This is a genomic window from Hymenobacter sp. (genome assembly GCF_035709525.1).
Taxonomy (GTDB): Bacteria; Bacteroidota; Bacteroidia; order Cytophagales; family Hymenobacteraceae; genus Hymenobacter.
Genome location: NZ_DASTEP010000186.1, coordinates 1 through 25,795, shown reverse-complemented (window position 1 = coordinate 25,795; position 25,795 = coordinate 1). Strand labels below are relative to the sequence as shown.

Annotated in this window: 26 protein-coding genes and 1 riboswitch; of the genes, 17 read left to right on the top strand and 9 right to left on the bottom strand. The window is 63.0% G+C overall.

The genetic code is table 11. The features are described 5' to 3' along the window. Positions 1 to 307: 307 nt before the first annotated feature. A complete protein-coding gene (locus tag VFO93_RS16705; protein WP_325135513.1) occupies positions 308 to 538 on the bottom strand; it encodes a tyrosine-type recombinase/integrase in 231 nt (76 codons plus the stop codon). Between the two features lie 61 nt (positions 539 to 599). Continuing rightward, positions 600 to 947, bottom strand: coding sequence for a hypothetical protein (locus VFO93_RS16700; protein ID WP_325135512.1), 348 nt, complete (start codon positions 945 to 947; stop codon positions 600 to 602). Between the two features lie 213 nt (positions 948 to 1,160). Between VFO93_RS16700 and VFO93_RS16695 the strand changes: the two genes are divergently transcribed. Continuing rightward, positions 1,161 to 2,528, top strand: coding sequence for a DUF5103 domain-containing protein (locus VFO93_RS16695; RefSeq protein ID WP_325135511.1), 1,368 nt, complete (start codon positions 1,161 to 1,163; stop codon positions 2,526 to 2,528). 326 nt (positions 2,529 to 2,854) lie between these two features. After that, positions 2,855 to 3,103: a hypothetical protein gene (locus VFO93_RS16690; protein ID WP_325135510.1), complete on the top strand. Its 249-nt coding sequence runs from the start codon at positions 2,855 to 2,857 to the stop codon at positions 3,101 to 3,103. A 119-nt stretch (positions 3,104 to 3,222) separates the two neighbouring features. Here VFO93_RS16690 and VFO93_RS16685 read toward each other — a convergent pair whose 3' ends face one another. Then, positions 3,223 to 4,047 carry a polyphosphate kinase 2 family protein gene (locus VFO93_RS16685; protein ID WP_325135509.1) on the bottom strand — a complete coding sequence of 275 codons (825 nt, stop codon included), beginning with the start codon at positions 4,045 to 4,047 and terminating at the stop codon, positions 3,223 to 3,225. Positions 4,048 to 4,302: 255 nt separating this feature from the next. On the opposite strand from VFO93_RS16685, the gene VFO93_RS16680 reads away from it, so the two are divergent. The 6 genes from VFO93_RS16680 (at position 4,303) to VFO93_RS16655 (ending at position 10,014) form a co-directional block, all read left to right on the top strand. Continuing rightward, a complete protein-coding gene (locus VFO93_RS16680) occupies positions 4,303 to 5,295 on the top strand; it encodes a membrane-binding protein (protein WP_325135508.1) in 993 nt (330 codons plus the stop codon). A gap of 176 nt (positions 5,296 to 5,471) precedes the next feature. Then, entirely contained in the window at positions 5,472 to 6,299 is an 828-nt protein-coding gene (gene mutM, locus VFO93_RS16675; RefSeq protein ID WP_325135507.1) for a DNA-formamidopyrimidine glycosylase, read from the top strand. Positions 6,300 to 6,314: 15 nt separating this feature from the next. Further along, positions 6,315 to 7,493 (top strand): UDP-4-amino-4,6-dideoxy-N-acetyl-beta-L-altrosamine transaminase, encoded by a 1,179-nt coding sequence (gene pseC / locus VFO93_RS16670; protein ID WP_325135506.1) that lies wholly within the window; start codon positions 6,315 to 6,317, stop codon positions 7,491 to 7,493. Beyond that, positions 7,490 to 8,386, top strand: coding sequence for an aldo/keto reductase (locus tag VFO93_RS16665; protein ID WP_325135505.1), 897 nt, complete (start codon positions 7,490 to 7,492; stop codon positions 8,384 to 8,386). The genes pseC and VFO93_RS16665 overlap by 4 nt, the downstream gene beginning before the upstream one ends. After that, positions 8,368 to 9,174, top strand: coding sequence for an SDR family NAD(P)-dependent oxidoreductase (locus VFO93_RS16660; RefSeq protein ID WP_325135504.1), 807 nt, complete (start codon positions 8,368 to 8,370; stop codon positions 9,172 to 9,174). Before VFO93_RS16665 ends, VFO93_RS16660 begins: the two co-directional genes overlap by 19 nt. A 105-nt stretch (positions 9,175 to 9,279) precedes the next feature. Continuing rightward, on the top strand, positions 9,280 to 10,014 hold the full coding sequence (locus tag VFO93_RS16655; protein ID WP_325135503.1) for a glycosyltransferase family protein: 735 nt from the start codon (positions 9,280 to 9,282) through the stop codon (positions 10,012 to 10,014). A gap of 19 nt (positions 10,015 to 10,033) precedes the next feature. Here VFO93_RS16655 and VFO93_RS16650 read toward each other — a convergent pair whose 3' ends face one another. Then, positions 10,034 to 11,332 carry a gliding motility-associated C-terminal domain-containing protein gene (locus tag VFO93_RS16650; protein WP_325135502.1) on the bottom strand — a complete coding sequence of 433 codons (1,299 nt, stop codon included), beginning with the start codon at positions 11,330 to 11,332 and terminating at the stop codon, positions 10,034 to 10,036. Between the two features lie 205 nt (positions 11,333 to 11,537). Between VFO93_RS16650 and pseG the strand changes: the two genes are divergently transcribed. Genes pseG through VFO93_RS16615 form a run of 7 tightly spaced genes read left to right on the top strand, consistent with a single transcriptional unit; the run spans position 11,538 to position 19,780 of the window. Then, positions 11,538 to 12,584: a UDP-2,4-diacetamido-2,4,6-trideoxy-beta-L-altropyranose hydrolase gene (pseG, locus tag VFO93_RS16645; RefSeq protein ID WP_325135501.1), complete on the top strand. Its 1,047-nt coding sequence runs from the start codon at positions 11,538 to 11,540 to the stop codon at positions 12,582 to 12,584. Between the two features lie 10 nt (positions 12,585 to 12,594). Continuing rightward, complete coding sequence (gene pseH, locus VFO93_RS16640) at positions 12,595 to 13,137, top strand: UDP-4-amino-4,6-dideoxy-N-acetyl-beta-L-altrosamine N-acetyltransferase (protein WP_325135500.1); 543 nt, start codon at positions 12,595 to 12,597, stop codon at positions 13,135 to 13,137. Positions 13,138 to 13,182: 45 nt separating this feature from the next. Further along, the gene (gene pseI, locus VFO93_RS16635) at positions 13,183 to 14,256 is read left to right on the top strand and encodes a pseudaminic acid synthase (RefSeq protein ID WP_325135499.1); all 1,074 of its coding nucleotides are present in this window, start codon (positions 13,183 to 13,185) and stop codon (positions 14,254 to 14,256) included. Continuing rightward, positions 14,253 to 15,548 (top strand): hypothetical protein, encoded by a 1,296-nt coding sequence (locus VFO93_RS16630; protein ID WP_325135498.1) that lies wholly within the window; start codon positions 14,253 to 14,255, stop codon positions 15,546 to 15,548. The genes pseI and VFO93_RS16630 overlap by 4 nt, the downstream gene beginning before the upstream one ends. 13 nt (positions 15,549 to 15,561) lie before the next feature. Continuing rightward, a complete protein-coding gene (locus tag VFO93_RS16625) occupies positions 15,562 to 16,959 on the top strand; it encodes a DUF7033 domain-containing protein (protein WP_325135497.1) in 1,398 nt (465 codons plus the stop codon). A 19-nt stretch (positions 16,960 to 16,978) separates the two neighbouring features. Beyond that, positions 16,979 to 18,454, top strand: coding sequence for an oligosaccharide flippase family protein (locus VFO93_RS16620; RefSeq protein ID WP_325135496.1), 1,476 nt, complete (start codon positions 16,979 to 16,981; stop codon positions 18,452 to 18,454). A 30-nt stretch (positions 18,455 to 18,484) separates the two neighbouring features. Then, the gene (locus VFO93_RS16615; protein WP_325135495.1) at positions 18,485 to 19,780 is read left to right on the top strand and encodes a hypothetical protein; all 1,296 of its coding nucleotides are present in this window, start codon (positions 18,485 to 18,487) and stop codon (positions 19,778 to 19,780) included. A 19-nt stretch (positions 19,781 to 19,799) separates the two neighbouring features. Here VFO93_RS16615 and VFO93_RS16610 read toward each other — a convergent pair whose 3' ends face one another. The 5 genes from VFO93_RS16610 to VFO93_RS16590 all read right to left on the bottom strand — a co-directional run bounded on the left by VFO93_RS16610 (position 19,800) and on the right by VFO93_RS16590 (position 24,433). Continuing rightward, a complete protein-coding gene (locus VFO93_RS16610; RefSeq protein WP_325135494.1) occupies positions 19,800 to 20,324 on the bottom strand; it encodes a PAS domain-containing protein in 525 nt (174 codons plus the stop codon). 13 nt (positions 20,325 to 20,337) lie between these two features. Then, a complete protein-coding gene (locus VFO93_RS16605; RefSeq protein WP_325135493.1) occupies positions 20,338 to 20,697 on the bottom strand; it encodes a hypothetical protein in 360 nt (119 codons plus the stop codon). 126 nt (positions 20,698 to 20,823) lie between these two features. Further along, entirely contained in the window at positions 20,824 to 22,386 is a 1,563-nt protein-coding gene (locus tag VFO93_RS16600; RefSeq protein ID WP_325135492.1) for an amino acid permease, read from the bottom strand. Between the two features lie 205 nt (positions 22,387 to 22,591). Beyond that, positions 22,592 to 22,701, bottom strand: a riboswitch (SAM riboswitch). Positions 22,702 to 22,957: 256 nt separating this feature from the next. Continuing rightward, positions 22,958 to 23,614 carry a hypothetical protein gene (locus VFO93_RS16595; protein ID WP_325135491.1) on the bottom strand — a complete coding sequence of 219 codons (657 nt, stop codon included), beginning with the start codon at positions 23,612 to 23,614 and terminating at the stop codon, positions 22,958 to 22,960. A gap of 63 nt (positions 23,615 to 23,677) precedes the next feature. Further along, positions 23,678 to 24,433 carry a glycosyltransferase family A protein gene (locus VFO93_RS16590; protein ID WP_325135490.1) on the bottom strand — a complete coding sequence of 252 codons (756 nt, stop codon included), beginning with the start codon at positions 24,431 to 24,433 and terminating at the stop codon, positions 23,678 to 23,680. Between the two features lie 118 nt (positions 24,434 to 24,551). On the opposite strand from VFO93_RS16590, the gene VFO93_RS16585 reads away from it, so the two are divergent. Beyond that, entirely contained in the window at positions 24,552 to 24,851 is a 300-nt protein-coding gene (locus VFO93_RS16585; protein ID WP_325135489.1) for a hypothetical protein, read from the top strand. A gap of 26 nt (positions 24,852 to 24,877) precedes the next feature. Beyond that, positions 24,878 to 25,744, top strand: coding sequence for a LysM peptidoglycan-binding domain-containing protein (locus tag VFO93_RS16580; protein ID WP_325135488.1), 867 nt, complete (start codon positions 24,878 to 24,880; stop codon positions 25,742 to 25,744). Positions 25,745 to 25,795: the final 51 nt, after the last annotated feature.

Below are 25,795 nucleotides of genomic sequence, written 5' to 3'. Positions count from 1 at the left end.
AAAGAGTCAGAAATAAAGTAATAATTAAAGCACTATAAAAAGCTAATTTCCAGGAATAAGACTTCTTAACAAAATAAATAGAACCGCCTAGAATAAATGGAATAGCCAAGATAGGTAATGAAATCGCACCAAACCTTAGGCTATTAAGGTAGCTATGATTAAAATAATAAACAAGGATTAAGATAAAATTGATACTAATAACTGTTAATGTACTGCGCATATTAATGTTACGGGTTCAAATATTTCCCAATGTGCTACCGCTTATTTAACATTCGCTTTCGCGGCGCGTTAAACTTACCGTTGATGTTCATATTAACGAAACCGGCAGCGGCAGTAGTTTCCCAAAACAGTGGGTATAACCGAAACCCAGCGGCTCAAGGCTGTTGAGTGGAGAAGCCGGGCGGTGAAGTTGTGCGACACGCGTGTAAATTTCAGTGGGCTTGATGCTACTGTGGCCCAGCAAGTCTTGGATGAGACGGATATCGGTACCCGTTTCGAGCAAGTGCGTGGCATAGGTCTTCTTGGCTGGCCACGGCAGCCATAGATTGAGGTAAAAATAAATTTACCTCAATCCACCGAACCTACTGACTGTTTGCGCCTTAGTCGCCCGATAGATTGACCACGCCCTTGAAAAACTGGATGCCGCCGAAGATTATCGCGCCCCAGAAGATGAAGCCAACGTTGGCCAGCGTGAGGGCCAGGCCGCCCACGCACCACAGCGCGCCGTAGAGCATGTCTTTTTTGGCTTGCTTGCGCTTGGCACCCTGGATTTGGGTTTCGAGGTTGCCGACGACGATGCCGGCGCTTTCGGCGTCCAGTCCTTTGCCGATAAGTAGCTGCTCAACTTCGTAGGCGCTTTTTTTGCCGTGCACCAGCTGGTTGGCGGCGTACTCGTACACCTGGTCTACGGTGGCTTGCTGGCTCGGGGTGGGTAGCGATTGTTCCATAAGTGCTTCTTGCTGAAAAAGACGGCGTTGGTGGGTAGAAAAGAAAAAGGGAGGCCACGTCGGCAGCCCCGCGCCAAATATATAGCCAAATCCCAGCCTTGCGCGTACCCAGCTGGCCAAATGGCAGTTAGCCTTGTTTTTATCCAGTCCAGCCCTGGCTAAAGGCTGCCTCGCGCCGCTCGGCCTACGTGGACCGGGCCGTACTTTCGCCGTATGCGCCTTCTCCCCTGCCTACCCTTTCTGCTGCTGGCTGCGGCCTGCGTGCCGCTGGGCACGCCCATCACCAACCCCGACCTGCCGGCCAGCCAGCAGCGGCCCCCCAGCGCGGTGGCCAGCGTGCCGCTACGCTACTACGACTACATCTACGATGCCAACGTGCGTAGCGTGCAGTGCTACGTGGGCACGGGCACTACCTCCACCACCTTTGGCAACACGGCCAGCCCCACGGCAGTGCTGGGGCCGCCCATCGTGCCGCTGAGCCAGGAGCAGCCTATCACGCTGGAGTTTGACGTACTGGGCGAGCGCCCGCCGCGCCTCACGGCCAAGCTCATCCATTGCGATATCGGCTGGACGCCCTCGCAGCTGACGGACTTGCAGTTTATCGACGAGATAAACGAGTTTAATCTGGCTAATTACCAGACCTCAGTCAATACCAAGGTGCCGTACTACCACTACACCTTTGCCGTGCCGCGCGTGAAGCTTAGCGGCAACTACCTGCTAGTGGTGCAGGCCGGCGGCAACGCGCCGCTGCTCTCGCGGCGGCTGCTGGTATACGAAAACCAGGTGGCCGTGGCCCTCAAGCCGGGCATCGTGGCCGGAGGCGTGGAGGCGCGCTATGCCTACCAGCAGCTCGATTTTCGCATCAATTACGGGGCCGTGCAGCTGCTCAACCCAGCCCAGGAAGTGAAGGTGGTATTGCGCCAGAATTTCCGCTGGGACAATGCCCACTACAACCTGCGGCCCACCTTCGTGCGCGACGCCGAGCGCGTGCTGGAGTACCAGTATTTCAACTACGAAAACGCCTTTCCGGGCCTCAGCGAGTACCGCTACTTCGACGCGCGCTCGTTTCAGTCGGTGGGGTTGGGTGTGGGCCGCTTGCAGCGCCAGGCCAATCCCGTACAAATAGACCTGCTGCCCGAAACTACCCGCAATGGCTTGGCCTACAACCAGTTTTACGACGCCAACGGCCAGCGCGTATTTGAAAACCGCGACTTTGGCCAAGGCGCCGTGAATGGCGACTACGCCCTGGTTACGTTCAGCCTCAATGCGCCGCAGCCCGCCCCCGGCCCCGTGTACGTGCTGGGCGCGCTCAGCGACTGGCAGCTCAAGGACGAGTACCGCCTGCGCTACGACAGCTTGCAGCAGCGCTACACCGGCCAGGCGCTGCTCAAGCAAGGCTACTACAACTATAGCTACGCCGTGGCCCCCCGCGCCGCCGGCACCCCGCCCGATGAGGTGTACTTTGAGGGCACCCACCAGGAAACCGAAAACCAGTACGACCTGCTCGTGTACTACCGCCCGCCGGGCACCCGCACCGACCTGCTCATCGCCTATAAGTCCCTCGACCTGAACGTGCGCTAGGCCCACGCGGCGCTTGCTACCCGCGTTTGCAATTACCCACAAAGCCCCGCGCTGCCGGCAATCCGGCGGGCGGGGCTTTTACGTATCTTCACTTAATTTTCATAAATTGTGTGCTGGCTGAAACGTCACCGACTAGCAAGCTGACTGTTTATAAGCTTGCCATAGCTTTCTGGCCCTTTTTCAAAAAATATTCTTAGCGAGTGGCTTCATCTGGCATTCAGCCTGCCAAACCAGCGCTCCCGGCATAGTCATATTAATTTAGTGGATTTCGCGCATTTTTACAAACTAAAATTTTTAGCTTCCAGATAAAATTAGTATCTTTGGGTATGCGCAAAACACAGCTTCCTACTCCCCTGCCGGTGCAACAGTATGCCCGGTGCGTGAACGATGCCAACCGCCCCGCCGGCTACATTGGCGACTGGCCTACGGCCGGCCACGTGTACCTGGTGGAGGTGCGCCCCCACGTGCGCAGCGGCCGGCCGCACGTGCACGTCATGGGCTTTTATGCCGAGCGCCCCTATGGTGCCTTCGCCGCCGAGCGCTTCGAGGACGTAGCCACCGTGTGGCTGAACTAACTGTCATGCTGAGCGAAGCGGAGCGCAGCCGAAGCATCTCGCGTGGCGCAGTAAGCAAAGCGTTAGCAACGGTGCGATAGAGATACTTCGGCTTCGCTCAGCATGACGAAAAAAACTATCTATTCTACTACCTGCGCGGCCACGTCGAAGTCAGCGGCGGGCGGCTGGGGGTTCATTTCGGTGAGGGCGGCTACTACTATCTCGGCAATGGCGAGGTCGCGCGCCCACTTGTGGTTGGCCGGAATGACGTACCACGGCGCGTCGGGCGTGGAGCAGGCCACGAGGGCATCCTGAAAGGCCTCCTGGTACTTATCCCAAAACTTGCGCTCTTTGAGGTCAGCGGGCTCGAACTTCCAGCGTTTGGTAGGGTCATCGAGGCGGGCTTGCAGGCGCTCGGCCTGCTCCTCTTTTGAGATGTGCAGAAAAAACTTGATGATGCGGGTGCCGTCGCGGGTCAGCAGCTGCTCAAAGTTGTTGATATCCTGGTAGCGCGGCAGCCAGGTTTCGGGGCCGATGAGGTCGTGCACGCGCGTCACGAGCACGTCTTCGTAGTGCGAGCGGTTGAACACCCCAATGTGACCTTTGCCGGGCGTTTGCTGGTGCACGCGCCACAAAAAATCGTGGTCTAACTCCACCTTGCTGGGAGCCTTAAACGCCGCCACCTGCACGCCAGCCGGATTCAGGCCCGTGAGCAGCTTGCGGATGGCCCCGTCCTTGCCGCCCGTGTCAATGGCCTGAAACACCAGCAGCAAGCTCTGGCGGTGCTCGGCGTAGAGGTTTTCCTGCAAGTCGCTGAGCTGCTTGCGCAATTCTTTCAGGCGCTCCTTCGCCTGTTTTTTATCCTTGTAAGGCTTGGTATTGTCAGGGTTGATGTCGGCGAGGCGCAGCGGCTGGCCGGGGGCCACGCGCACGGCGGGCGTGTTGGCAGAATGGTCGTGGGGCATGAGGTTAAAAGACAAAAAATCCGGCCGTAGCGGCCGTGCTTTTAGTAAACGAAAAAGTAGGGCGTGTGCGTTGTATAAATAACCGCAAACGACTGGCTGCGCGCCCGTTTTGGCGTCAGAATTGCGATTGTCATTGCGAGCGTAGCGAAGCAATCGCACCTGTTCAGCCCGCCGTTCGGGGTTCCGCTGTGGTGCGATTGCTTCGCTGCGCTCGCAATGACAAACGACCATATTCGCCTCATTTTATCTTACTCCATGTCCATTCTCCCCCGCTTTTTCCGCCCGCTGGCGGTGGCCCTCGGGCTGCTGGCCGTGGCCCCGGCCGCCCAGGCCCAAAACCCTACCCCCGACCTGCCGGCCAGCCAGGCGGCCGGCATCATCCGCGAAATCACCGAGGCCGTGGGCTTGCAGCCGCGCTTCGAGCTGCGCGCTACCACGCTGGTGCCCAATGCCGCCGCCGTGGCCTACGATGGCAAGCGCTACCTGCTTTACAACCCCAAATTTCTGGCGGCCGTGAACCGCGCCGGCCACACCGACTGGGGTGGTATCAGCATCCTGGCCCACGAAATGGGCCACCACCTCAACGGCCACACCCTGCGCGGCGGCGGCTCGCAGCCTCAGGATGAGCTGGAGGCCGACGAGTTTTCGGGCTTTGTGCTGCGCCGCCTGGGGGCCAGCCTGGCGCAGTCGCAGGCCGCGCTGGCCGCCGTGGCCAATGACGAAGGCTCGGCCACGCACCCCGGCCGCACGCCGCGCCTGGCGGCCATCAGCCAAGGCTGGAACCGGGCCAACACCCAGCTGGCCGCCGTGGCTAAAGCAGGCACGGCCGCGCCGTCGGCCCAGCCCATTGCGCTAGCGACTCGCCCCGTGGCACGCCCCCAAGCCCTTGATGTGAAGGAAGATGAGACAGCCACTAGTCGCCCGAGCAGCGCTACCGAAGCCCTGGCGCGGGGCGCATCCAACGCGCCCGTGCGGCTGGTGGGCCAGCTTACCTTCCGCGACAATCCCGACGTGCCGTTCTACCTGACCAGCGCCCTGAGCGTGGTGCGCCTGGCCGACGAAAGCAGCGATGCCGACGACGAGGCCAGCCGCGTGCGCGCCGCCGAGGTAGTGGGCCGCCTGCGCCGCACCGGCAACGCCGCCTTCCCCTACGTGCTCGAAGATGGCCAGCAGCGCGCCCTGTTCGTGACGCCCCGCGGCGACGTTTATAATAAAGCCGGGCAGCGCGTAGCTAAGCTCCACGATTAGCCGTAAGCAGGGCTGTTCATAGTCCGTTATGCTGAGCATTCTGCGCATCAAGCAGCGACGCAGCGGAGCCGAAGCATCTCTACCTCAATACTAGCCTCTGACGTTAGCAACAAAGTGGCAGAGATGCTTCGGCTCCGCTCAGCATGACGGACGATTTTGACTCTCAACTCACAAAAATGCCCGAACTACCCGAAGTCGAAACCTACCGCCGCTTTATCAACGAAGTAGCGGTGGGCCAGACCATTACCGGTCTCGAAGTGCGCGACGCGCACGTGCTGGCCGTGCCCGAAGACGAACTACGCGCCGCCGTGGTGGGCCGCACCATCGCCGGCACCGGCCGGCTGGGCAAGAATTGCTTTCTAAAGCTCGACAACGGCCGCCTGCTGGTGCTGCACTTTGGCATGACCGGCGACATCGGTGCTTTCCGCGATGCGCCCGACGCCCCGCGCTTCACCCGCGTGGCCTGGCACCTGAGCGATTCGGGCTTGAACCTGGCCTTTATCGACCCGCGCAAGTTTGGCCGCATCCGGCTGGCGGAGAGCGTGGAGGCGTATCAAAAAGCCAAGAAGCTCGGCCCCGACGCCCTTAACATCACCACCGCCGAGCTGCACCAGAAATTAAGCCGTCGCAAGGTATTCGTGAAGCCGCTGCTGCTCGACCAAAGCCTGACCGCCGGGCTGGGCAACTGGATAGTGGACGAGGTGCTGTTTCAGGCCAAAATCCACCCCGAGCGGCTGGGCAATTCGCTCACTGAGAAAGAAACCGAGGCGCTGCACGACGCCATTCAGCTGGTTTTGAAAACCGCTATTCAGCACGAGGCGCACTACCGGCACTTTCCGGCCAGCTTCCTCATCCACGCCCGCGAGTGGGACGACTCGGCCACGCCGGGCTCCGACGCGCACACGTTTTGCCCGCGCCACCCGCGCACCAAAATCGAGAAGTTTTACGTGGGCGGCCGGGCCACCTACATCTGCCCCAAATGCCAGCCCGCGCCGGCCGGCTAGCGTACTTTTGGGGCCATGTTCACGCCCTCCCATCCGCTGCCCTACGGCCGCCAGCACATCAGCGACGCTGATGTGGCTGCCGTGGTCGAAACCCTCCGCTCCGATTTTCTGACCCAAGGCCCGAAGGTGGCCGAGTTCGAGGAAAAATTTGCCGCCTACGTCGGGGCCAAGCACGCCGTGGCCGTGACCAATGGCACGGCCGCCCTGCATTTGTGCGCGCTGGCGCTGGAGGTGCAGCCCGGCCAGCGCGTCATCACCACGCCCATCACCTTTGCGGCCTCGGCCAACTGCGTGCGCTACTGCGGCGGTGAGGTGCATTTTGCCGACATCGACCCGGCCACGGGCTTGCTTGATTTAAAGGCCGTTAGAAAGCTGCTCGAAACGCACCCGAAAGGTCATTTTGCGGGCTTGATTCCGGTCGATTTCGCCGGCCTGGCCGTGAATTTGGAAGAAGCCCGCGCGCTGGCCGATGAGTTTAACCTCTGGATAATCGAGGACGCCTGCCACGCGCCGGGCGGCTTTTTTGCGGATAGCCGGGGCGAAAGGCAGTTTTGCGGCAACGGGCAGCTGGCCGAGCTGGCTATTTTCAGCTTCCACCCCGTCAAGCACATCGCCACCGGCGAGGGCGGCATGATAACCACCAACGACGACGCGCTGGCCCGCCGCCTGCGCCGCCTGCGCACCCACGGCATCGAGCGCGAAGCGACAGGCTTACTGCGCCAGGACGAGGGCGGCTGGTACATGGAAATGCAGGAGCTGGGCTACAACTACCGCATTTCCGACATCAACTGCGCGCTGGGTTTCAGCCAACTAGCCCGCGCCGACGCCGGCCTAACCCGCCGCCGCCAGCTTGCCGCGCAGTACGACGACGCCTTTGCGGAGCTGGCGGGCGTGGAGGTGCTGGCCCCCGGCCGGCCGGGCCACGCCTACCATTTGTACGTCATTCAGGTTGAGAATCGGCGCGGGCTCTACGAGTTTTTGCGCACCAAAAACATCTTGGCGCAAGTGCATTACGTGCCCGTGCACCGGATGCCGTATTACGAAAACCTGGGCTGGAAATTCGGCGACTTTCCGCACGCCGAAGCCTACTACAGCCGCTGCCTCAGCCTACCGCTTTACCCCACCCTCACCGATGAGGAGCAAGCCTACGTGGTGGCCTGCGTGCAGGAGTTTCTAACCCACAACCCCGCGTGAGCGCCGCGCCCGCTACCCCGCTTTTCGCGCAGCGCCTGGCTTTGGGCACCGCGCAGTTTGGCCTGGCCTACGGCCTGAACAACCAAGCCGGGCAACCCTCCACCGGGGCCGTAGCCGAGGTACTGGACGCCGCCCAGGCCGCCGGCCTCACGCTGCTCGACACCGCCGCCGCCTACGGCAACAGCGAAGCGCGGCTGGGCGAGCTGGCGGGCGACAGCCCAGCTTTCGAATTGATTACCAAGCTGCCGGCCGGGCCACCCGCGCAGGTGGCGCAGCAGTTGGCTGAGTCGCTGGCGCGGCTGCGGCGCGCGCAGCTCTACGGGGTCATGTTTCACGCTTTCAAGCCTTTGCAGGATGCGCCCGCCGCCTGGCAGGCGCTGCAAGCGGCGCGGGCGGCGGGGCAGGTGGCCCGCATTGGCGTGTCGCTCTACCACCCGCACGAGGCCGAGTGGCTGCTGGCCGAAAACTGGGACCTAAACCTGGTGCAAGTGCCGTACAATGTACTCGACCAGCGCTTTGCGGCCGTGCTGCCGCGCCTGGCGGCGCGCGGCGTGGAAGTCCACGTGCGGTCGGCTTTTTTGCAGGGTTTGCTGCTGCGCGAGCCGCCCACGCTGCCCGAGTTTTTCCGCCCGCTCGCCCCCAAGCTTACGCAGCTGCGCGCGCTGGCCGCCGAAGCGGGCGTGCCGCTACCGGCCCTGCTACTGCTGTTCGCGGCCTACGCGCCGGGCGTGGCGCGGGCCGTGGTGGGCGTCGATTCGGTGGCTAATTTGCAGGAAAACCTGGCCGCTGCGCAGTACGCCGAAGCCGCCGAAGCCCTGCGCCCGGCCCTGCTGGCGCTGGCCGAATCTACCGACACCTTTATCCTCCCCTACGCATGGCCGCCGCGCCCCTGACCGACAGTTTTTACCGCACGATGTTCGACCTCGGCGGGCAGGTAGTGCTGCTCACGGGCGGCTACGGGCACCTGGGGCAGGCCATTGCGGCGGGCCTGCTAACCCACGGCGCGCAGGTGGTAGCGCTGGGGCGCAGTGAGGAAAAATTCAACGCGGCCTTTCCCAAGCGGCCCGAGTCGCTGCATTTTCTGGCCTGCGACGTAGCCTCGACCGACTCGGTGCGGGCGGCTTTTCAGCAGAGCGCTGCGCGCCACGGCTTGCCCAGCGTGCTCATTAACAATGCCTACTACGGCCAGGGCCAGCAGCCCGACGCGCTCTCTGACGCCGATTTTGCCCGCAGCCTCGACGGCTCGGTGGGCGCGGCCTACCGCTGCCTGCGCGAGGTGCTGCCCTACCTGCGCGAGCGCGGCGCGGGCAGAATCATCAACGTGGCTTCGATGTACGGCATAGTCGCTCCCGACTTCGCGGCCTACGACGAGCACCCGCAGTTTCTGAACCCGCCGCACTACGGCGCGGGCAAGGCGGCCATGATTCAGCTGACCAAGTACTTCGCCTCGTACCTGGGGCCGGAGAATATTCAGGTTAATTGCGTGTCGCCGGGCGCGTTTCCATCTGACAAGGTGCGGGAGGAGGCCAGCTTCGAAGGCGAATTGCGCCGCCGCATTCCGCTGGAGCGCGTGGGCGAGCCGCAGGACCTGGCCGGGGCGTTCGTGTTCCTCAGTTCGGCGGCTGCCAACTTCGTGACTGGCCACAATCTCGTCGTGGATGGCGGCTGGACTATTCGCTAATAGCCAGCGAGCACGTAGCGCGAACTTTGTAGTTCGCGCTTTCGCAGCGTGCGAACGGCCTCAAAACTCGAACTACAAAGTTCGCGCTACTACCTCTTTCTGCTAATGGCACTCGTCCTCATCCAAGCCCGCCTGGGGTCGTCGCGGCTACCGGGCAAGTCGATGCTCCCACTGCCCCTGTCGGCACCAGGCGACGAAAACACTATCCTGGGCCACGTGGTGGGCCGGGCGCGGCGGGCGGCCTGCGTTCGTGAAATCATCGTAGCCACTACCACCCAGCCGCTCGACGACCCGCTGGCCGCGCTGGCCACTCGCCTGGGCGTGGGCGTGTTTCGGGGCGATGAGCAGGATGTCCTTGGCCGCTTCGCCGGGGCGCTGGCGCAGGCCGGCGACTTCCAAACCGTCGTGCGCCTCACGGCCGACAACCCGGCTCTCGACCCGGCTTTTATCGACGCGGCCGTGGCGCACCATTTGGCTACGCGAGCTGATTATACCTATACCAATGGCCTACCGCTGGGCGCTAACATAGAAGTAATTAGCACCACTGCTTTGCAAAAAGCTCACCGCGAGGCCACCCAGCCCGACGAGCGCGAGCACGTGACGCCCTACCTGCGCCGCCGCTCCGAGCTGTTTCGCCTCGAAACGCTAGCGCTAAACGTGCCGCCCGCCGTGGCCGGGCTGCGCCTTACAGTAGACTACCCCAGCGACTACGCCCTATTGAGTTTGTTATTTACTGAGTTGGGGCCTGATTTTTCGCTCACCGACCCGGCTGGGCTACCTGCGCTGCTGGCGCGGCACCCGTGGCTGGCAGCCATCAACGCCACCAACGTGCAGCGCTAAGGGCTTCCAGCCCTGGGTTTTAGCTGCCGCGCACGACCTCTACCCAGCCCTGGTGGCGCTCGCCGGTGGTGCTGTGGACGAGGATGTAGTAGTACAGGCCTTCCGACTGCCCTTCCGCGTTCCAGCGGTTGTCGTAGCGCGGCTGGTCGTACACCGGCCGGCCCCAGCGGTCGAAGATGCGCAGGCTCCACTCGCTGGGCATGAGACCTTTGAGCACGAAAAAGTCGTTTTGCTGGTCGTTGTTGGGCGTAATTATGTTGGGTATGAAGGAAGCCAGCAAAACGGGCGGCGTAGTGGATGAGCCGGGAGCTGCCACCCGGCTGGCCGGAAAATTGGGCAACCCTATCTGGGACACCTTGCCGCCGAGATACACCGCGTTGGCCTGAAATCCGCAGCCCGTACCGCGCACGTTGGGGTTATTGATAACGGCCAGGTAGGAACTGTTATGAATAGACACGTACAGCTTGCCATCCGGCCCTATCTGCAAGCCGCCCGAGTTATCAGCGGTATTCGCAACCACAATCCCGGAGTTAGCAATGGCAGTAGCCGAACCGGCCTGCGTATCAAATTGATATACTTCCAAGTAATTCAGATTGGTGCCATAGAGCAAGCGGCTGTCGGGCGAGAAGGCTACGCCGTAGCTGCGATACGTAGAACCCAGCGGGATGTAGTTGGACAGTTGCCCGGTGGCCGGGTTAAAATCGAACAATTCAAACGAGGCATCGCGCACGCCCACGGCCAGCTTGCTGCCGTTGGGCGACGCGCGCATGTAGCCCACCGAGTTGGCGTTGCCGTAGGTGCCGCCCCCGCCACTATGCACCGAGCCAATAGTGGTGACTACCGGCGTGGTTTGCAAGCCGCTAGGACTTAGTAAATAGGCATAAAAAGCATTGGTTTGCCAGCCATGCACCAGCACCCACGTATCGCGGCCGTTGGCGTGGGGCACGGTGGTCAGCTTCTCGGTAAGCCGCACCGACGACACTTGCACGCCGCGGGTGGTAACCGCACCCAGGCCACCCTGCTGCGTCATATCGACCAAGCTGTATTTGAGGCCACCTACCAATTGGTTTTCGGCCCCGTCCACCACAAACACGTAGTATTGTTGCGCGTTGGTAAGGCTCTGCACCGCTATCACCCCCTGAGAGGCCGACTGGTGCCCGCCCAGGTTGCTGCCATTCGGCATTACTTGGTTGTTGCGGTTCCAGATATTCTCGCTGTTAGAATAAAACAGCAGCTGGCCGGCGGCGTCCGACACCGTAGTGGTCGCCTCGTAGGTATTCATAGCGCTGCCTGCCACGGCGGCAGGCGCGCCAGTCACCGGGAAGTTGATAGCCGCGTTAATGCCAAAAAACCAGTTGCTATTTTCACGCTGGCCGAAGGCAGGCAGTCGCCCGATAGATAGCAATAAACTTAGTCCGAAAAGTATTTTTTTAATCATTTTGCAGTTCTTGAGCAGTATATCTCGACAATATTACTACCCCCTTATCCTTCTTAATGAGTAATTTCTTGCAAAATTCCTTTCAATGAGCGCTCCGGTTGCCCCCCGTTTATTATTCCGGGCCGACGGCAACGCCCAAATCGGCCTCGGCCACCTGGTGCGGCTGCTGGCCCTGGCCAATCAGCTCCGGGGCCTGGCCCCCGGTACGTTTCTGGTGCGCGAGCCCACGGCGGCCGTGCAGCAACTGCTGGCGGCCGATGGCTGGGCCGTGCAGCCCCTACCCGCCCACCCGCCCGCCGACTGGCTGGCCGAAGCCGACTGGCTGGCCCGGCACGTGCTGCAACCCAGCGATGTGCTGGTGCTCGATGGCTACCATTTCGGGGCCGACTACCAGCGGCGGCTGCGCGCCAGCGGCTGCGGCCTGGTGTACATCGACGACCTGCGGGCGTGGCCCGTGGTGGCCGACGTGCTCATCAACCACTCGCCGGGCGTGGTGGCCACCGACTATGAGACGGCGGCTACTACGTGCTTTTTGCTGGGGCCGGCGTTCTCGCTGCTGCGGCAGCCGTTTTTAGAAAATGCGGCTCTGCCTAAAATGCCCACCGCCAGCGCTAGCGCGCTGGTATGTTTTGGCGGAGCCGACCCGTTGCGCCTTACCCTGCACACGCTGGAGGCGTTGCGGGCGCTGCCCGGCCTGCGGCAATTGGGCGTATTGCTGGGTAGTGCGTATGGCGAGGCGGCAGCGCTGGAAGAGCTGGCCGCCGCGCCGGGCGCGCCCATCGCCATCCACCGCAACGTGGCGGCAGCCCCGCTGGCCGATTTGCTGCGCGCGTATGACGTGGCCGTGGTGCCGGCCAGCACAGTGCTCATCGAGGCGCTGGTGCTGGGCCGGCCCGCCCTCACGGGCTACTACGCCGACAATCAGCGGGGGCTGGCTACTTACGTGCACGCGCACCAGCAGGCGTTTTCTGTGGGCAATTTCACCGACCTTCGCGGGGCCGACCTGCTGGCCGCGCTGCGCGGCGGGCTGGCTTGGCTGGCCGCTACCCCGCGCCAGCCGTATGCCGGGCAACTCCGGCCCGACTTGTTGCGGGCCGAGGTTGAGCGCTTACTACAACGCAAACTAGTTTAGATTTTTACCTATGAGCACCGACCTGCTGCGCCCGCTGGGCCCCGAGCACCTCGAACTGGTCCGCGCCTGGCGCAATTCGCCGGCCGTGGCGCAGTACATGTACACGGCCGAGCCCATTTCGGCCGAGCAGCAGCAAGCCTGGTACGCCCGCATGAGCCAGGATAGCAGCGTGCAGTACTGGCTGATTTACTACCAGGACCGACCCGTGGGCGTGGCCAATCTCTACGCCATCAGCGCGCGCAACCGCTCGTGCTACTGGGCGTTTTACCTGGGCGAAGAAAATCTGCAAGGCAGTGGCCTCGGGGCCAAGGTAGAGCTGGCCGTGCTGGAATACGTCTTCGAGGAACTGAAGCTCAATAAATTATCCTGCGAAGTTTTTACCACCAATGAAAAGGTAGTGGCGATGCACGAGAAGTTCGGCTTCCGCCGCGAAGCCTATTTCCGGCAGCACATTTATAAGGGCAAGGTTTTTCTGGATGTAGTGGGCCTGGCTATGCTGCGGCGCGAGTGGCAGCAGGTGCGCGACACGCTGCGGCCCCGGCCGCGCGGCTAGCGGCGCGGGCACCCGCCCGTGGGCCAGCGGCCGTAACTTTGCGCCATGCCTACGATTTCTATCGGTGGCCACTCCGTTGGTCCCGACTTTCCGCCCTTCATCATCGCCGAGATGTCGGGCAACCACAACCAGAGCCTCGACCGGGCGCTGGCCCTGGTGGATGCCGCCGCCGCCGCCGGCGTGCACGCCCTCAAGCTCCAGACCTACACCGCCGATACCATCAGCATGGATACGGGCTTCGTGATTCGTGAGGAAGGCAAGTCGCTGTGGGAAGGCAAGAGCCTGTATCAGCTTTATAAAGAGGCTTATACGCCTTGGGAGTGGCACGCCGCCATCTTCGAGCGGGCGCGGCAGCACGGGCTGCTGGCGTTCAGCTCGCCGTTTGATGAAACAGCGGTGGACTTCCTGGAAAGCCTCGACGTACCGGCTTATAAAATCGCCTCTTTCGAGAACGCGCACTGGCCGCTGCTGCGCCGCGTAGCCGCCACTGGCAAGCCCGTGATTGTGAGCACCGGCGCGGCTACCCTCAGCGAGATAGATGAGGCCGTGCGCGTGCTGCGCGGCGCGGGCTGCCGTGAGCTGGTGCTGCTGAAATGCACCAGCACCTACCCCGCCTCGCCGGCTACTACCAACTTGCGCACGATACCCGTGCTGGCCGAAACCTTCAACTGCCCGGTGGGCCTCAGCGACCACACGATGGGCGTGGGCGCCAGCGTGGCCGCCGTGGCGCTGGGCGCCAGCGTTATCGAAAAGCACTTCACGTTGCGCCGGGCCGATGGCGGCGTCGATTCGTCGTTTTCGCTGGAGCCGGAGGAGCTGAAGCTACTGGTGGAAGAAACCGAGCGCGCCCACCAGGCGCTGGGCACGGTGCAGCTGTGCGTGCAGGCCAGCGAGGAGAAAAGCCGCATCTTCAAGCGCAGCATCTACGTGGCCCGGCCGGTAGCGGCGGGTGAGGAGCTAACCGCTGACAACCTGCGCATTATCCGCCCCGGTGATGGTTTGCTGCCGCGCCACTGGGACGTGGTGCTGGGCCGCCGCGCGGCCCGCGCCCTCACGCCCGGCACACCGCTGACCTGGGACGCGCTGCTGGGCGAGCAAGCCGCCGCGCCGCAGTCGTGAGCGGCCAGGTAGCCCGGCTGCGCGATATTTTGCAGCTGCGCTTTTCCGATTTGTTTGCCGGGCTGCCGGCTTCGATTTTAAGCAGCATCTCGCCCGCCAGCCCACTCAAGCGGCTGGCGCGGGTGGCCGGCTACGCGGGGCTGCGGCTGGTGGGGCACCTGTTTCAGCCCATCAAAAACCCCGATAATCTGCGCGGCGCGGTGTGGCTCTACGTGGTGAGCGCCAACAACTACGACGCGCTCAGCTTCCTCAAAGACGCCCGGCCCGATGCGGTGCTGGTGGCCGGCCAGGGCAAGAACATTGGCCGCTACGGCCGGGTGGTAAATCGGCTGTCGCTGCGGCGCAAAATTCTGTATTACTGGCAGTACCCGGCCGCTTTGCTTGGCTTGAAGCGGATGGTAGGCGGCCGGGCAGTGCGGTTTTTCGACCTCATTTTCTACGCGCTGGGCTACTACGAGGTGTACCGGCGGGCATTGCGCCACTACCGGCCGCAGGCCGTGGTGTTTGCCAACGACCACAACGACGACGCCCGTGCCCTGCTGCTGGCCTGCCGCGCCGAGGGCGTGCCCACGGCCTACGTGCAGCATGCCAGCGTGAGCACCAATTTCCCGCCCCTGGGCTTCGACCTCAGCCTACTCGAAGGCCAGGACGCGCTCGACAAGTACCGCCAGTGCGGCCCCGTGCGCGGCCGGGTCGAGCTGGTAGGAATGCCCAAAGCCGACGCCTTTTTGGCCGAGCGTAACACCGCGCCGCAGGTGCGCCGCGTGGCCGTGGCCTGCAATCTGCTCGACGAGCTGCCCGCCTTGGCCGAAACCCTAAACTACCTGCTGCGCGAGTTGCCCGCGCTCACCTTCACCCTGCGCCCCCACCCCGGCGACCGGCGCGACTTTGGCGGCCTGCGCCAGGCGCTGCCCGGCTTGCAGTGGAGCGACCCGCACCAGGAAAACGTCTTTCAATTTTTGCAGGCGCACGACGCGCTGGTGGCCGCCGACACCAGCACCCACCTCGAAGCCACGCTGCTCAACGTGGCCAGCGTGTACTACCGCTTTTCGCCCACGCCCACGCTGGCCGACTACTACGGCTACGCCGCCCATGGCCTCAGCGAGTGGGCGCACGCGCTGCCCGAGCTGGCAGCGGCCCTCGCCCGCCTGGCCCGGCACAAGCCGCTCGACCTCTACCGCCGCGCCGCTTATTACAACGCCACCCTGGGCACCCCCGACGAGGGCCACAGCCGCGCGCTGGCCGTGCGCCGGCTGGGCGAGTGGCTGAGTGGCCCGGCCGCAGGGGCGTAGTTTTGTGGCCCTTATGCCTACGCCTACTTCCACGCTTCCGCCGCTGGCTGCCGCACCCGTTTCGACCGAAACCCGGCTACGCTACGTGCTGGAGCACTTTGCGCTGGCCTACCCTGGCGCGCCAACCGAGATGATTGGCTACGCTGATGCGCAGCCGCTGGTAGAGGTTGCCGATTTTGGCGAGGCGTTTTTCAGGGATGTCCAGCCTTATCCCGCTGCCCCGAACTGGCGCGAGTGGCAGGGCCAGCGGGTGCCGTTTTTCTTCGACCACTCCCCCGAAAAGGCACTGCTCTTTTTTCAGGAAGACAAAGTCATTGTTTCGGCTGACATCATCTCGGCGGCGTTTTACCTGCTAAGTGGCTGGCAGGAATATTTCTCCACTGAGCGCGACCGCCACGGGCGCTTTCCCTACGCGGCGAGCGTGCAGAAAAAGTACGACTTCGTAGCGCTGCCGGTGGTCAACTACTACTTCGATGTACTGCGAGTGGCCATGGAGCACGTGAGCGGGCAGCCGCTGCGGCCGCGCCGCTGGGGCAATCCTAAAGCCGACTTTATCGCCTTCATTTCGCACGACGTTGATAGCCTGTACGGTGCTTGGAAAGCGCCTGCTAAAGCTGCGTTGCAGCGGCGGCAGTTTGGAAGATTCGGCAAGCTGCTGTGGCAGCACCTGACCCAGCCCGATGCCTGGGACAATCTGGAAACCGTGGCGGCGGCCACGGCGCAGTACGGGGCGCGGTCCACATTTTTTATGCTGGGGGCCAAAGGGAAAGCGGCTAACGGCACGCCCAATGCGGACTATTACTTATCGGCTTTGATACAGCCCCGGCTGCGGCTACTCAAGCAGCAAGGCTGCGAGGTAAGCCTACACGGTAGCATTGGCACAGCCTCAGATGCTGAACGCCTGGAAATGGAGATGGAAAACGACTTATGGTACGAGGGGAATGGCCTGCGCTTTCACTACCTGAGTTGGGAGCCGCGCTGCACACCGTCCGTCGTAGATGCGTCTAGCTGCTTTGGCTACGACTCCACGCTAGGCTTTGCCGAGCATTTCGGCTTTCGCAATTCTTTTTGCCTGCCGTTTTACCCCTTCGATTTCACCAAAGGTCGAGCCGCCGATTTCCTCGAAATCCCCCTCAACGTGATGGACGCCACGCTGCACCACCCCAACTACTTGCAGCTCGCGCCGGCCGAAATTCTCCCCGCGCTCGCGCCGGTTTTTGCCGAGATAAAGCGCTTCGGCGGGGTGGCCTCGGTGCTGTGGCACAACGAGAACTTCGACCCGGCCAACGCCCACAACGGCCCGCGGCAGTTCCACGAAATAATGGTGCACTTGCAGGCGCAGGGCGCGGCTTTCCGCACGGGCCGCGAAATCTGGGAAGAATTCACCACCGCGCCCACTCAAAACTCCTAACTCAAAACTCCTAATTCCTTTGGGTATCGTTCGGCGGCAGGGGCTGCGCAACACTATTATTTCCTACGCGGGGCTGGGCATCGGCTTCGTCAATACCACGCTGGTGCTGCCGCGGCTACTCTCGACCACGCAGCTGGGCTTGGTGGCGGTGCTGGTGTCGATGGCCACGATGGCGCAGCTGGTGTCGGGGCTGGGCTTCACCAACACGACCATGCGGTTTTTCCCCTACTTCCGCAATCGGGAGGCGGGGCACTCGGGGTTTTTGCCGCTGCTGCTGGGGGTGCCGCTGGCGATGTTTACGGTGGTGGCCACGACGCTGTGGCTGGGCAAGCCGCTGGTGCTGCGCTGGTACGCCGACCAGGCGGCGCTCATCCGCCCGTTTTACGTGGTGATGCTGGGCATGGCGCTGTTTATTCTGATTTATAACCTGCTCGAATCCTACACCAAGTCGCTCTATCACACCTCGTTTTCGTCGCTGCTCACCGATGTGGTGCAGCGGGTGCTCATCGTGAGCGCGGCGGGGCTTTACGGGGCGGGCTACCTGTCATTTTCGGGGTTTGTGCTGGGGTATATGGGGGCTTACGCTACCATTTCGACGCTGCTGCTGGGGTACCTGGCGTTCATTGGCGAGCTGCACCTGCGGCCCCGGCGGGCGGTGCTGCGGGTGCGGCCAATCGGCGAGCTCATGCGCTTCGGCAGCTTTGCGCTACTGGGCAACGTGTCGGGGGTGCTGCTCGTGACCATCGACGCGCTAATGCTGGCCCGCTACGGCCTCGACAAAGCGGGTGTTTACAACATTGCCTTCAATATCAGCACGGCGCTGGCCATCCCGTTTCGGGCGCTGTACAAGACGGCCTACCCGCTGGTGGCCGACTACTGGAAGGAAAACGCGACAACCCAAATGCTTGATTTTTACCGCCGCACCACGCGCCTTACCACGGCGCTGGGCGCCTACCTGGCCGTGGGCATCGGGCTGAACTTGCCCTTCATCTATGGCCTCATTCACAAGCCCGAGTACGCGGCGGGCTCGGTGGCGGTGCTGCTGCTACTGGTGGGCCGCCTCACCGACGGCATCACGGGCCTCAACGGCATCATCGTGGCTACCTCGCCGCGCTACCGCTACGACTTGGTCTTCAACGTAGGTTTAGCCATTCTCGTCATTGGGCTCAACGCGCTGCTCATTCCGCATTTTGGCCTCGCCGGGGCGGCTTTGTCTAATGCCGTGGCGCTGGGCGGCATCAACCTGCTGCGCACCTGGTTTGTGTGGCACAGCTTCGGCTGGCAGCCGTTTGATAGGCGCGTGGCCTACCTGCTGGCGCTGGCGGCGGGCGCGGGCGCGGTGGCCTGGGTGCTGCCCGATATGCCCAATATCTGGCTGACTTTACTCCTGCGCGGCGGCGTATTCACGGCGCTCTACGGGGCCGGGCTGCTGCTGAGCGGCTGGGTGCCCGAGGTGTCGGCGGTGGCCGATAAGCTACGCGGAATAGGGAAGTAAACTATCCTTTTCACCTGCCACCCCTAGCCTGTGACTACTCCCCAGAAGGTTAAGAGCGCCTTCCGACACGCCGTCAGGCTGGGTACGGGCCGGGCCTGCCTGCTGGCGCGGGCGCACCCGGAAATCGATTTTTCGGCGTACCTCATTGAGGCGGCGCTCACGTGTTTTGCCTACGACGGGCAGGCCGAGCCCAGCCGGGCGGCGTACCTCTACGAGCTGTATTGCCTGGTGCCCCAGCAGGCACGCATTCGGCGGGCGGTGCTGCGGGGCCTGGCCACCGAGCGCACCGATACCTGGGCGCTAACCCAGCTCTTTGGGCTCACGCTCTTCTTTGCCCAGCAAGGCGATGCTGCGGCCCGCAAAACACTCTACCGCAATTTCTTGCGCAACCTTATCCGCAGCTCCGATTGGGCGGGCGCTGACGAGATTATCACGCTGGACGGCCTGGCCGGGCTGCACTATGTGGCGCGTAAGTATGGGCAGTACCTGAAACGGCACCCCGACGACTGGCAGGACGACGGCCCGATTGAGTTCTTCCAAGAGCATCATCCGACCATTGATGCCTGGGCTGAGCTGCGCCAATGGGCCGAAACCGACGCCGATGTGCAGCGCTACCTCCAAAATGTGAAGAACACGCTGGCCAGCCAGGCCTATCACCAGGCGGCCCGGCCTCAACCCGAGCCCGTACCTACGCTGGAAGAGCTTTTGCAGCGCCCACCGGGCACCTACGTGCGCCTGGCAGTGCGCCGGCAGCTACCCGGCCCTGCGGAAGCCCGGCTGCTAGCCGAGCGCCTGCTCACCGAGCGAAATCCCGCCGTGCGGGAAAATCTGCTGTATTTGTTTTCGCGGATTGAGTTTCCGCTGGGCTACGCGCCCATTCTGGCGCTGGCGCGCCAAAAGCCCGGCCGCTACCGCCTTGCGGAGTTTGCTACCGATGCCCTGGCGCACTTGCCGGCACCCGAAGTCCGCGCATTTGCCTTGCAAAAGCTGGCGCGCACTACCCGGCCGGGCCAATACACGAGCATTTTGCGCAGCAACTACCAGGCGGGCGACGCGGCGCTGCTGACCAGCCTCGCCGCCCGCTTTCACAACGAGCACACCATCGAAGCGCTGGCCATCAGCTACGTCGCCATCTACGAAGCCAACCCTACGCCCGAATGCGCCGGCCCACTTCTCGCGCTGTATGCTAAGATGAACTGCGGCATGCACCGCTACGAGGTGGTGAAATTGCTCATTGCCAACGGCTTGCTACCTGCCTGGCTGCATGAAGAGCTGCCCTTCGACAGCTACCATAGAACCCGGCTGCTACACCAGCCGCCAGCCTAAATCGCGTTATTACTATAGGCTACCCGGCCGCAGGCGCTACCTCCTTCAGCCGCGCCCGCAGCTGCTGCACCTCGCGCTCCAGCTCCAGGTTGCGGAAGGTCACTTTCACCTCCAAATCCTGGTACGAGCGGGTGAGCTGCTCTTGCAGCTGGCGCATGGCCGTGACGTCGGCAATGGTGCCGATAAAGCGGTAGGCTTTGGTGCGGGCTTCGTCGAAAAAGGCCCGGCCGGTGGCCCGCACCCACAGCACGGGCCGGCCGGGCACCTGCCACTGGGTGCGGTATTCGATGTCGTAGGTACCCGAGCCGGCGGGGTCAAACGCCAGTTCGACGGCGGCCACGGTGGCGGCGCGGTCGTCGGGGTGCACCAGCTCCACGAAGTCGGCGTAGGTTACGTTCTGGTCGGCGGGCACGCCGAACAGCTCTTTGCAGCGCGGCGACCAGGTCAGGGTATCGGCCACGAGGTCGTAGTCCCAGGTGCCGACGCCGGAGGCGTCGACAGCGGTTTGCAGGCGCTCGAAGAAAGCAAAATCGGTAGTTGTCACGATTGATAATTACTTAAGGGTGAACCAGGAACAGCTCCAGGCCCGACTGAAAGTAGAGCACCAGCGTGCGGTAGGCCCCATCGGCCGAGCGGCGCAGGCGCGTAACCAGGGCCGTAACGATTTCGGAAGCCAGCTCCAACTGCAAGTACGGGCGGCTCAGCAGGCTGTCGCGTTCCACCGACCACTGGCCTTTGGCCGGGGCGACGGGCGTTTCGAGGTGCCAGTGGCCATCCTGCAAGTGCAGGTGCGTGGCCTGCGTGAGGGGGTGCGCGGGGTCGGCCTGGCTGAGCACGCGGTCGACCACGCGCCAGCTGCCGTGCAGGTAGGGGTCGGGCACCTGTTGCAGGTTCACGTCGAGCAGATAGGGATTCATAAGGTGGGGCAGCGGTTCAGGCTGCTGATACACGTAAGGTAAGGCGGTAGCCCGGCGCTCATACGGCCCGGAGGCTAGGCCTGTTTTTCTTTTCGAAGGAAATTCAGGTAGTTTTCAGCCAGCGGCTTACGCAAACAGTTGCGCGAGAACTTCCGGAAAAAAGAAGACTAAGACCAGGTAAAACACCAGCGCTGGCAGCCCTATCGCGGCCAGCAGCACCGGCAGCGTGAGCGCCCGGGGTGCCACCCCAGCGGCTTCGCGGCGCAGCTTGCTGTGTTGCTGGCCGTAAAAGTAATAGATAAGCAGGCCCGCCACCAGCCACACGTAGAGCCGCACCCAGGTGGCGAGCGGCAGGCTGGCCATCATCACGAGGCAGGTGATGATGCCCAAGATGGGCACCACCGGCACCCACGGCGTGCGGAAGCTGCGCGGCGCGTCGGGGTTGGTGCGGCGCATGATGAGCACGCCCAGGCACACCATCACGAAGGCCAGCAGCGTGCCGATGCTCACCATTTCGCCTACCACGTCGATGGGCACGAAGCCCGCGAACAGGGCAATGAACACACCCAGCAGCAGGTTAGACTGCACCGGCGTGCGAAACCGGGGATGAACCTTGGAGAAGGCCGGCGGCAGCAGCCCGTCTTTCGACATCGAGAAGAACACCCGCGACTGCCCCAGCAAGTCGACTAGAATCACCGACGTGTAGCCCACCAGAATGGCCAATATTACGGCCCCGCTGAGCCAGGCGTAAGGCGTTTTTTCGATGGCAATGGCTACCGGCGCGGCGCTGCCCTTAAACTCGGTGTAGTTGGCTACGCCCGTGAGCACGTAGCCAAACAGCACGAACAGCACGGTGCACACCAGCAGCGAGCCCAGGATGCCGATGGGCATGTTGCGCTGCGGGTCTTTGGTTTCCTGGGCCATCGTGGCCACGATGTCGAAGCCAATGAATACGAAGAAGATAACGCCCGCCCCGCGCAAAATGCCGCTCCAGCCAAACTCGCCGAAGGTGCCCGTGTTTTCGGGGATGAAGGGGTGGTAGTTGGCGGGGTCGATGTACTGCCAGCCCAGGGCGATAAACACGAGCACGACCGATACCTTGAGGGCCACTACCAGCGCATTAAACCACGCCGAGCCCGACGTGCCGCGCACGATAACGGCCGTGATGGCGAGCACCACCAGCATGGCCGGCACGTTGGCGTAGCCGTGCACCACCGAGCCGTCGTGCAGGGTAGCGGTTTCGAAGGGTGAGAGCACCAGCCGGGCGGGCAGGTGCAGGCCGTATTTTTCCAGAAACTTGAGCAGATACTGCGACCAGCTGATGGCCACCGTGGCCGCACCCACCGAGTATTCGAGCACGAGGTCCCAGCCGATTATCCAGGCAAAGAGCTCGCCCATGGTGGCGTAGGCGTAAGTGTAGGCCGAGCCCGCTACCGGCACCATGGCCGCAAACTCGGCGTAGCACAAGGCCGAAAACGCGCAGCCCACCGCCGCCACGATAAACGAGAGCGTGATGGCCGGCCCCGTGTGGTTGGCCGCCGCGATGCCTGTGAGCGTGAACAGCCCCGCCCCGATAATAACCCCGATGCCCAGCCCTATCAGGCTCAGGCCGTTGAGGCTGCGCTTGAGAGTGCCCGCGCCCGACTCGGCCGCTTCCTGCCGCAGCAGGTCCAATGATTTTTTCAGCATAACTACAGTGCCGCAGGCGCGGCGCGCCTACGCTTGATAAACGACCCACCCAGCCCGGTGCGCTACTACGCCCGGCCGCCGTGGTCAACCCTTAAAAATTGAATTGCTTAGTCCGCTCCTATCCCGCTCAACAACAGCAACTGCCCGCGCACGCGCCGCCAACTACGTGAGAAACACCAGGAAAGCAGAAGAAAGTAGCCACGGGCTTTTATATGGGCCGCCATAGTTTGGCGGCCGGTCGGTTGGCACCGTTCTGCCGTAGCAGAGGTTGCCGGCGCGTCGCAGAGCCTATCTCTCAGCGCCTCTTTATAAAAACAAGCTTGGGCCAGAAAGCCAGACTTGACTAGGGCAAAGGTACGGCCGGTAGCTTGGATTTGGCCGTTCCTGTTGTGAGGTAGCCGCGAAGCGGCGGCACGTTGGTAGTTCGAGCGATGAGATGAAAAAGCGAGCCGCAAAGCGGCGGTACCAAGCGGTAAGATGCCGCCGCTTTGCGGCTTAAGGCATTTTTCTATCTTCCTCAACTACCAACATGTCGCCGCTTCGCGGCTGCTAGACAATATATTGGCCCAAATTACCCCTCGCCGGGCAGCCCGCCGCGCGCCCAGGCGTCAATTTCGGCTTGCAGGTTGCGGCGGGCTAGCGCGTCTAATTCTTCTCGTAAAGTGGGCGTGCGGAAGAGCACCGGCGCGGCCAGCAGCCGCGCCAGCACCTGGCTGCGGCCAGCACGGTAGGCGGGCTCGGGCACCGCTTGGTACTCACGGCGTATCTGGCGGGCGTACTCCCAGTACGCGGCCTCGGGCGCGCCCAAAATGCTGAGGTCGGCGTCCAGAAACAGTAGCAAATCGGTATCGTGGGGCGGCTGGGGCTGGGTATGGTCTTTGGTGCGCCGGATGAGGTCGGCCACGCGCGCCTGACGGGCGGGCTCCAGCGTGGTGGCTTGCAGAAACGCCAGCGCCCACTCGGCGCTTTTTTCTTCGTTGTCAGAGGCCAGCGCATCGTACACGGCATCGTGAAACCAGGCGGCCAGGCCGATGGCTACCGGGTCTTGTAAGGCATGGGCGTCCAGCCTGTCCAGCAGGTTTTCGATGTGCTGCAAGGTGTGGTAGTGCCGCTCGGACGCTTCGTAGGCAGCGGCCAGGCGCGCCAACTCGGCGTCGCGGCGGGCGGCATCGGGCACTAGTGGCGCAACGAGGGCGTGCCAGCGGGCGGCGAGGGCGGGCGTGAGCATGACGCGAAGATTTGATACAAGCAAAATTGGCGCGAGCTTCCGGCCCGCGCCAACGCTACCCCGCTACGGCTCGCCCACGCCGAGCTGCCGGAGCTGGTCGGCGTATTTGGCGTAGATAACCTGCAAGTCGGCGCGGTGCTTACCGGCGTCCACGCCAATGCTCACATTATGAGTGTGAAAGCGGTGCAGGTGGCTGATGTGCGGGCACACCACGGGCAGGTGCCCGGCCAGCAAAAAGCGCACGTAGAGGTCCAGGTCTTCGGCCATGGCCAGCTCGGCGTCGTAGCCGCCCACCTCGTCAAACAGCGCCCGGCTGTAGCACACGTTGCCCTGGATGAAGTTTTCGGCCCGAAAAATGGCTTGCAACATCTGCTGGGGCGAGTCGAACTGCCAGGCGTAGTAGTCCTCGTTGGGCAGGTAGCGGCGCTGCTCGTCCATGCGCAGGAAGTCGGCCACCAGCCAGGGGCGGCCGGGGTGGCGCTGTATCTCGTCGGCGTAGTGGAACAGGGTGCGCTGGAGCATAATGTCGTCGTCGTCGAGTGGCACCACCCAGGTATCTTGCTGGGCTTCAGCCACCAGGGCATTGCGGCCCCAGCCGGGGCGTTGCAGCTGCGGGTGCTGCCAGTAGCGCACGGCCGGGCCGGGCTGGGCGGCGGCTTCGGCTAGCACCTGGGCGGTGCGGTCGGAGGAGCCAGTTTCGTAGAGCAGATGCTCCCACTGGATATCGAGCGGGGCGGTGGCCGTGGCGCGCACGCTGGCAATGGCTTCGGGCAGCAAGTCGGCCCGCTGGTGGGTGGGCGTAATTACGGTAAAGTGCATGAGGTACTTGAAGTGAAAAACGGGCGGGCCGGCCGGGCTGCCAACGGCCTCAACCGCTCAACATTCTGCCGCGCCCGGCGTTTAGCCGGGGCCGGGCCGGTAGTTGGCCCGCCTGCCTATGCCTACGTTTGTTGTTACCCTGCGTTTGCCCGAGTCGTTCGACGAAGACTTTATCGCGCTCATTCCCACGCATCGCCAGTTTATAAATCAGCTGCTGGCCGAGCGCATCATCGAGTCTTACGCCATTAGTGCCGACCGCAGCCGGGGCTGGGTTACGCTGCACGCCGACGACGCGGCGGAGGTGCGGGCCGTAGTCGAGCAGTTTCCGCTTTACCGCTACTTCGGGCAGATTGAGGTCGATGAGTTGTTTATTTTTGACAGCGCGGCCACCCGGTTTCCGCCCATTAGTCTCAATTAACACCTCATCTTGCCCACCTCCCTTACTTGGCTACTTCTGCTAATCGTTTGTCCTACCGCGCCTTGAGCGCCGTGCTGCTGGCGGGCGGCCTGGCGCTGGCGGCCCGCCCAGCGGCGGCACCCATCACCACGGCCCAGCTCACCAGCCAGCTCACGGCGGCCATTCAAGGGCTGAAAACCCTACGCTGCCAGGCCCGCGCGCAAGAGCGCATCGGGGGCAAATACCACGCCGACAAGTCGACGATGAAGCTGAGCTTCAACCCGCTGCGCGTGTACCTCAAAAACGGCAAGGGCGTGGAAGTGCTCTACGTGACGGGCCAGAACGGCGGCGATGCCTGGGTGAACCCGAACGCCTTTCCCTACGTCACGCTTAGCCTCGACCCCAATGGTGCGCTCATGCGCAAAGGCCAGCACCACACGGTGTTGCAGGCGGGTTTCGGCACCATTACCGACCTGCTGGAGGGCTCGGCCGCGCGGGCCGACAAGTCGTTCAACCGCTCGTTTCGCTACGCGGGCGACACTACCGTGCAGGGCCGCCCGAGCTACATCTTGCGCTCCGACTACCCGCAGTTTCGCTACGTGGCCTACAAGGTGGGCAAAAACGAGACGCCCGCCACCGTGGCCGCCCGCTTCGGCTGCGGCGAGTACCGCGTGCTGGAGCGCAACAAGCTTGACATTGGCCAGAAGCTAGCCGAGGGCCAGACCCTGCAAGTGCCCAACGCCTACGGCCGCCGCACCATCATCGCCGTTGACCAGAAAACCTTCTTACCCAACGCCGTAGCCGTGTACGACGACCAAGGCTTGTTCGAGAAATTCGACTTTTTCGACGTCGTAGCCAATCAGCCCATCCCGGCCGCCGAGTTCAGCAAAGACTACAAGGGCTACCACCTCTAATCACACCGCAGATTCAAACGGATTTGTAGGATTTAACGGATATGCCCGGCT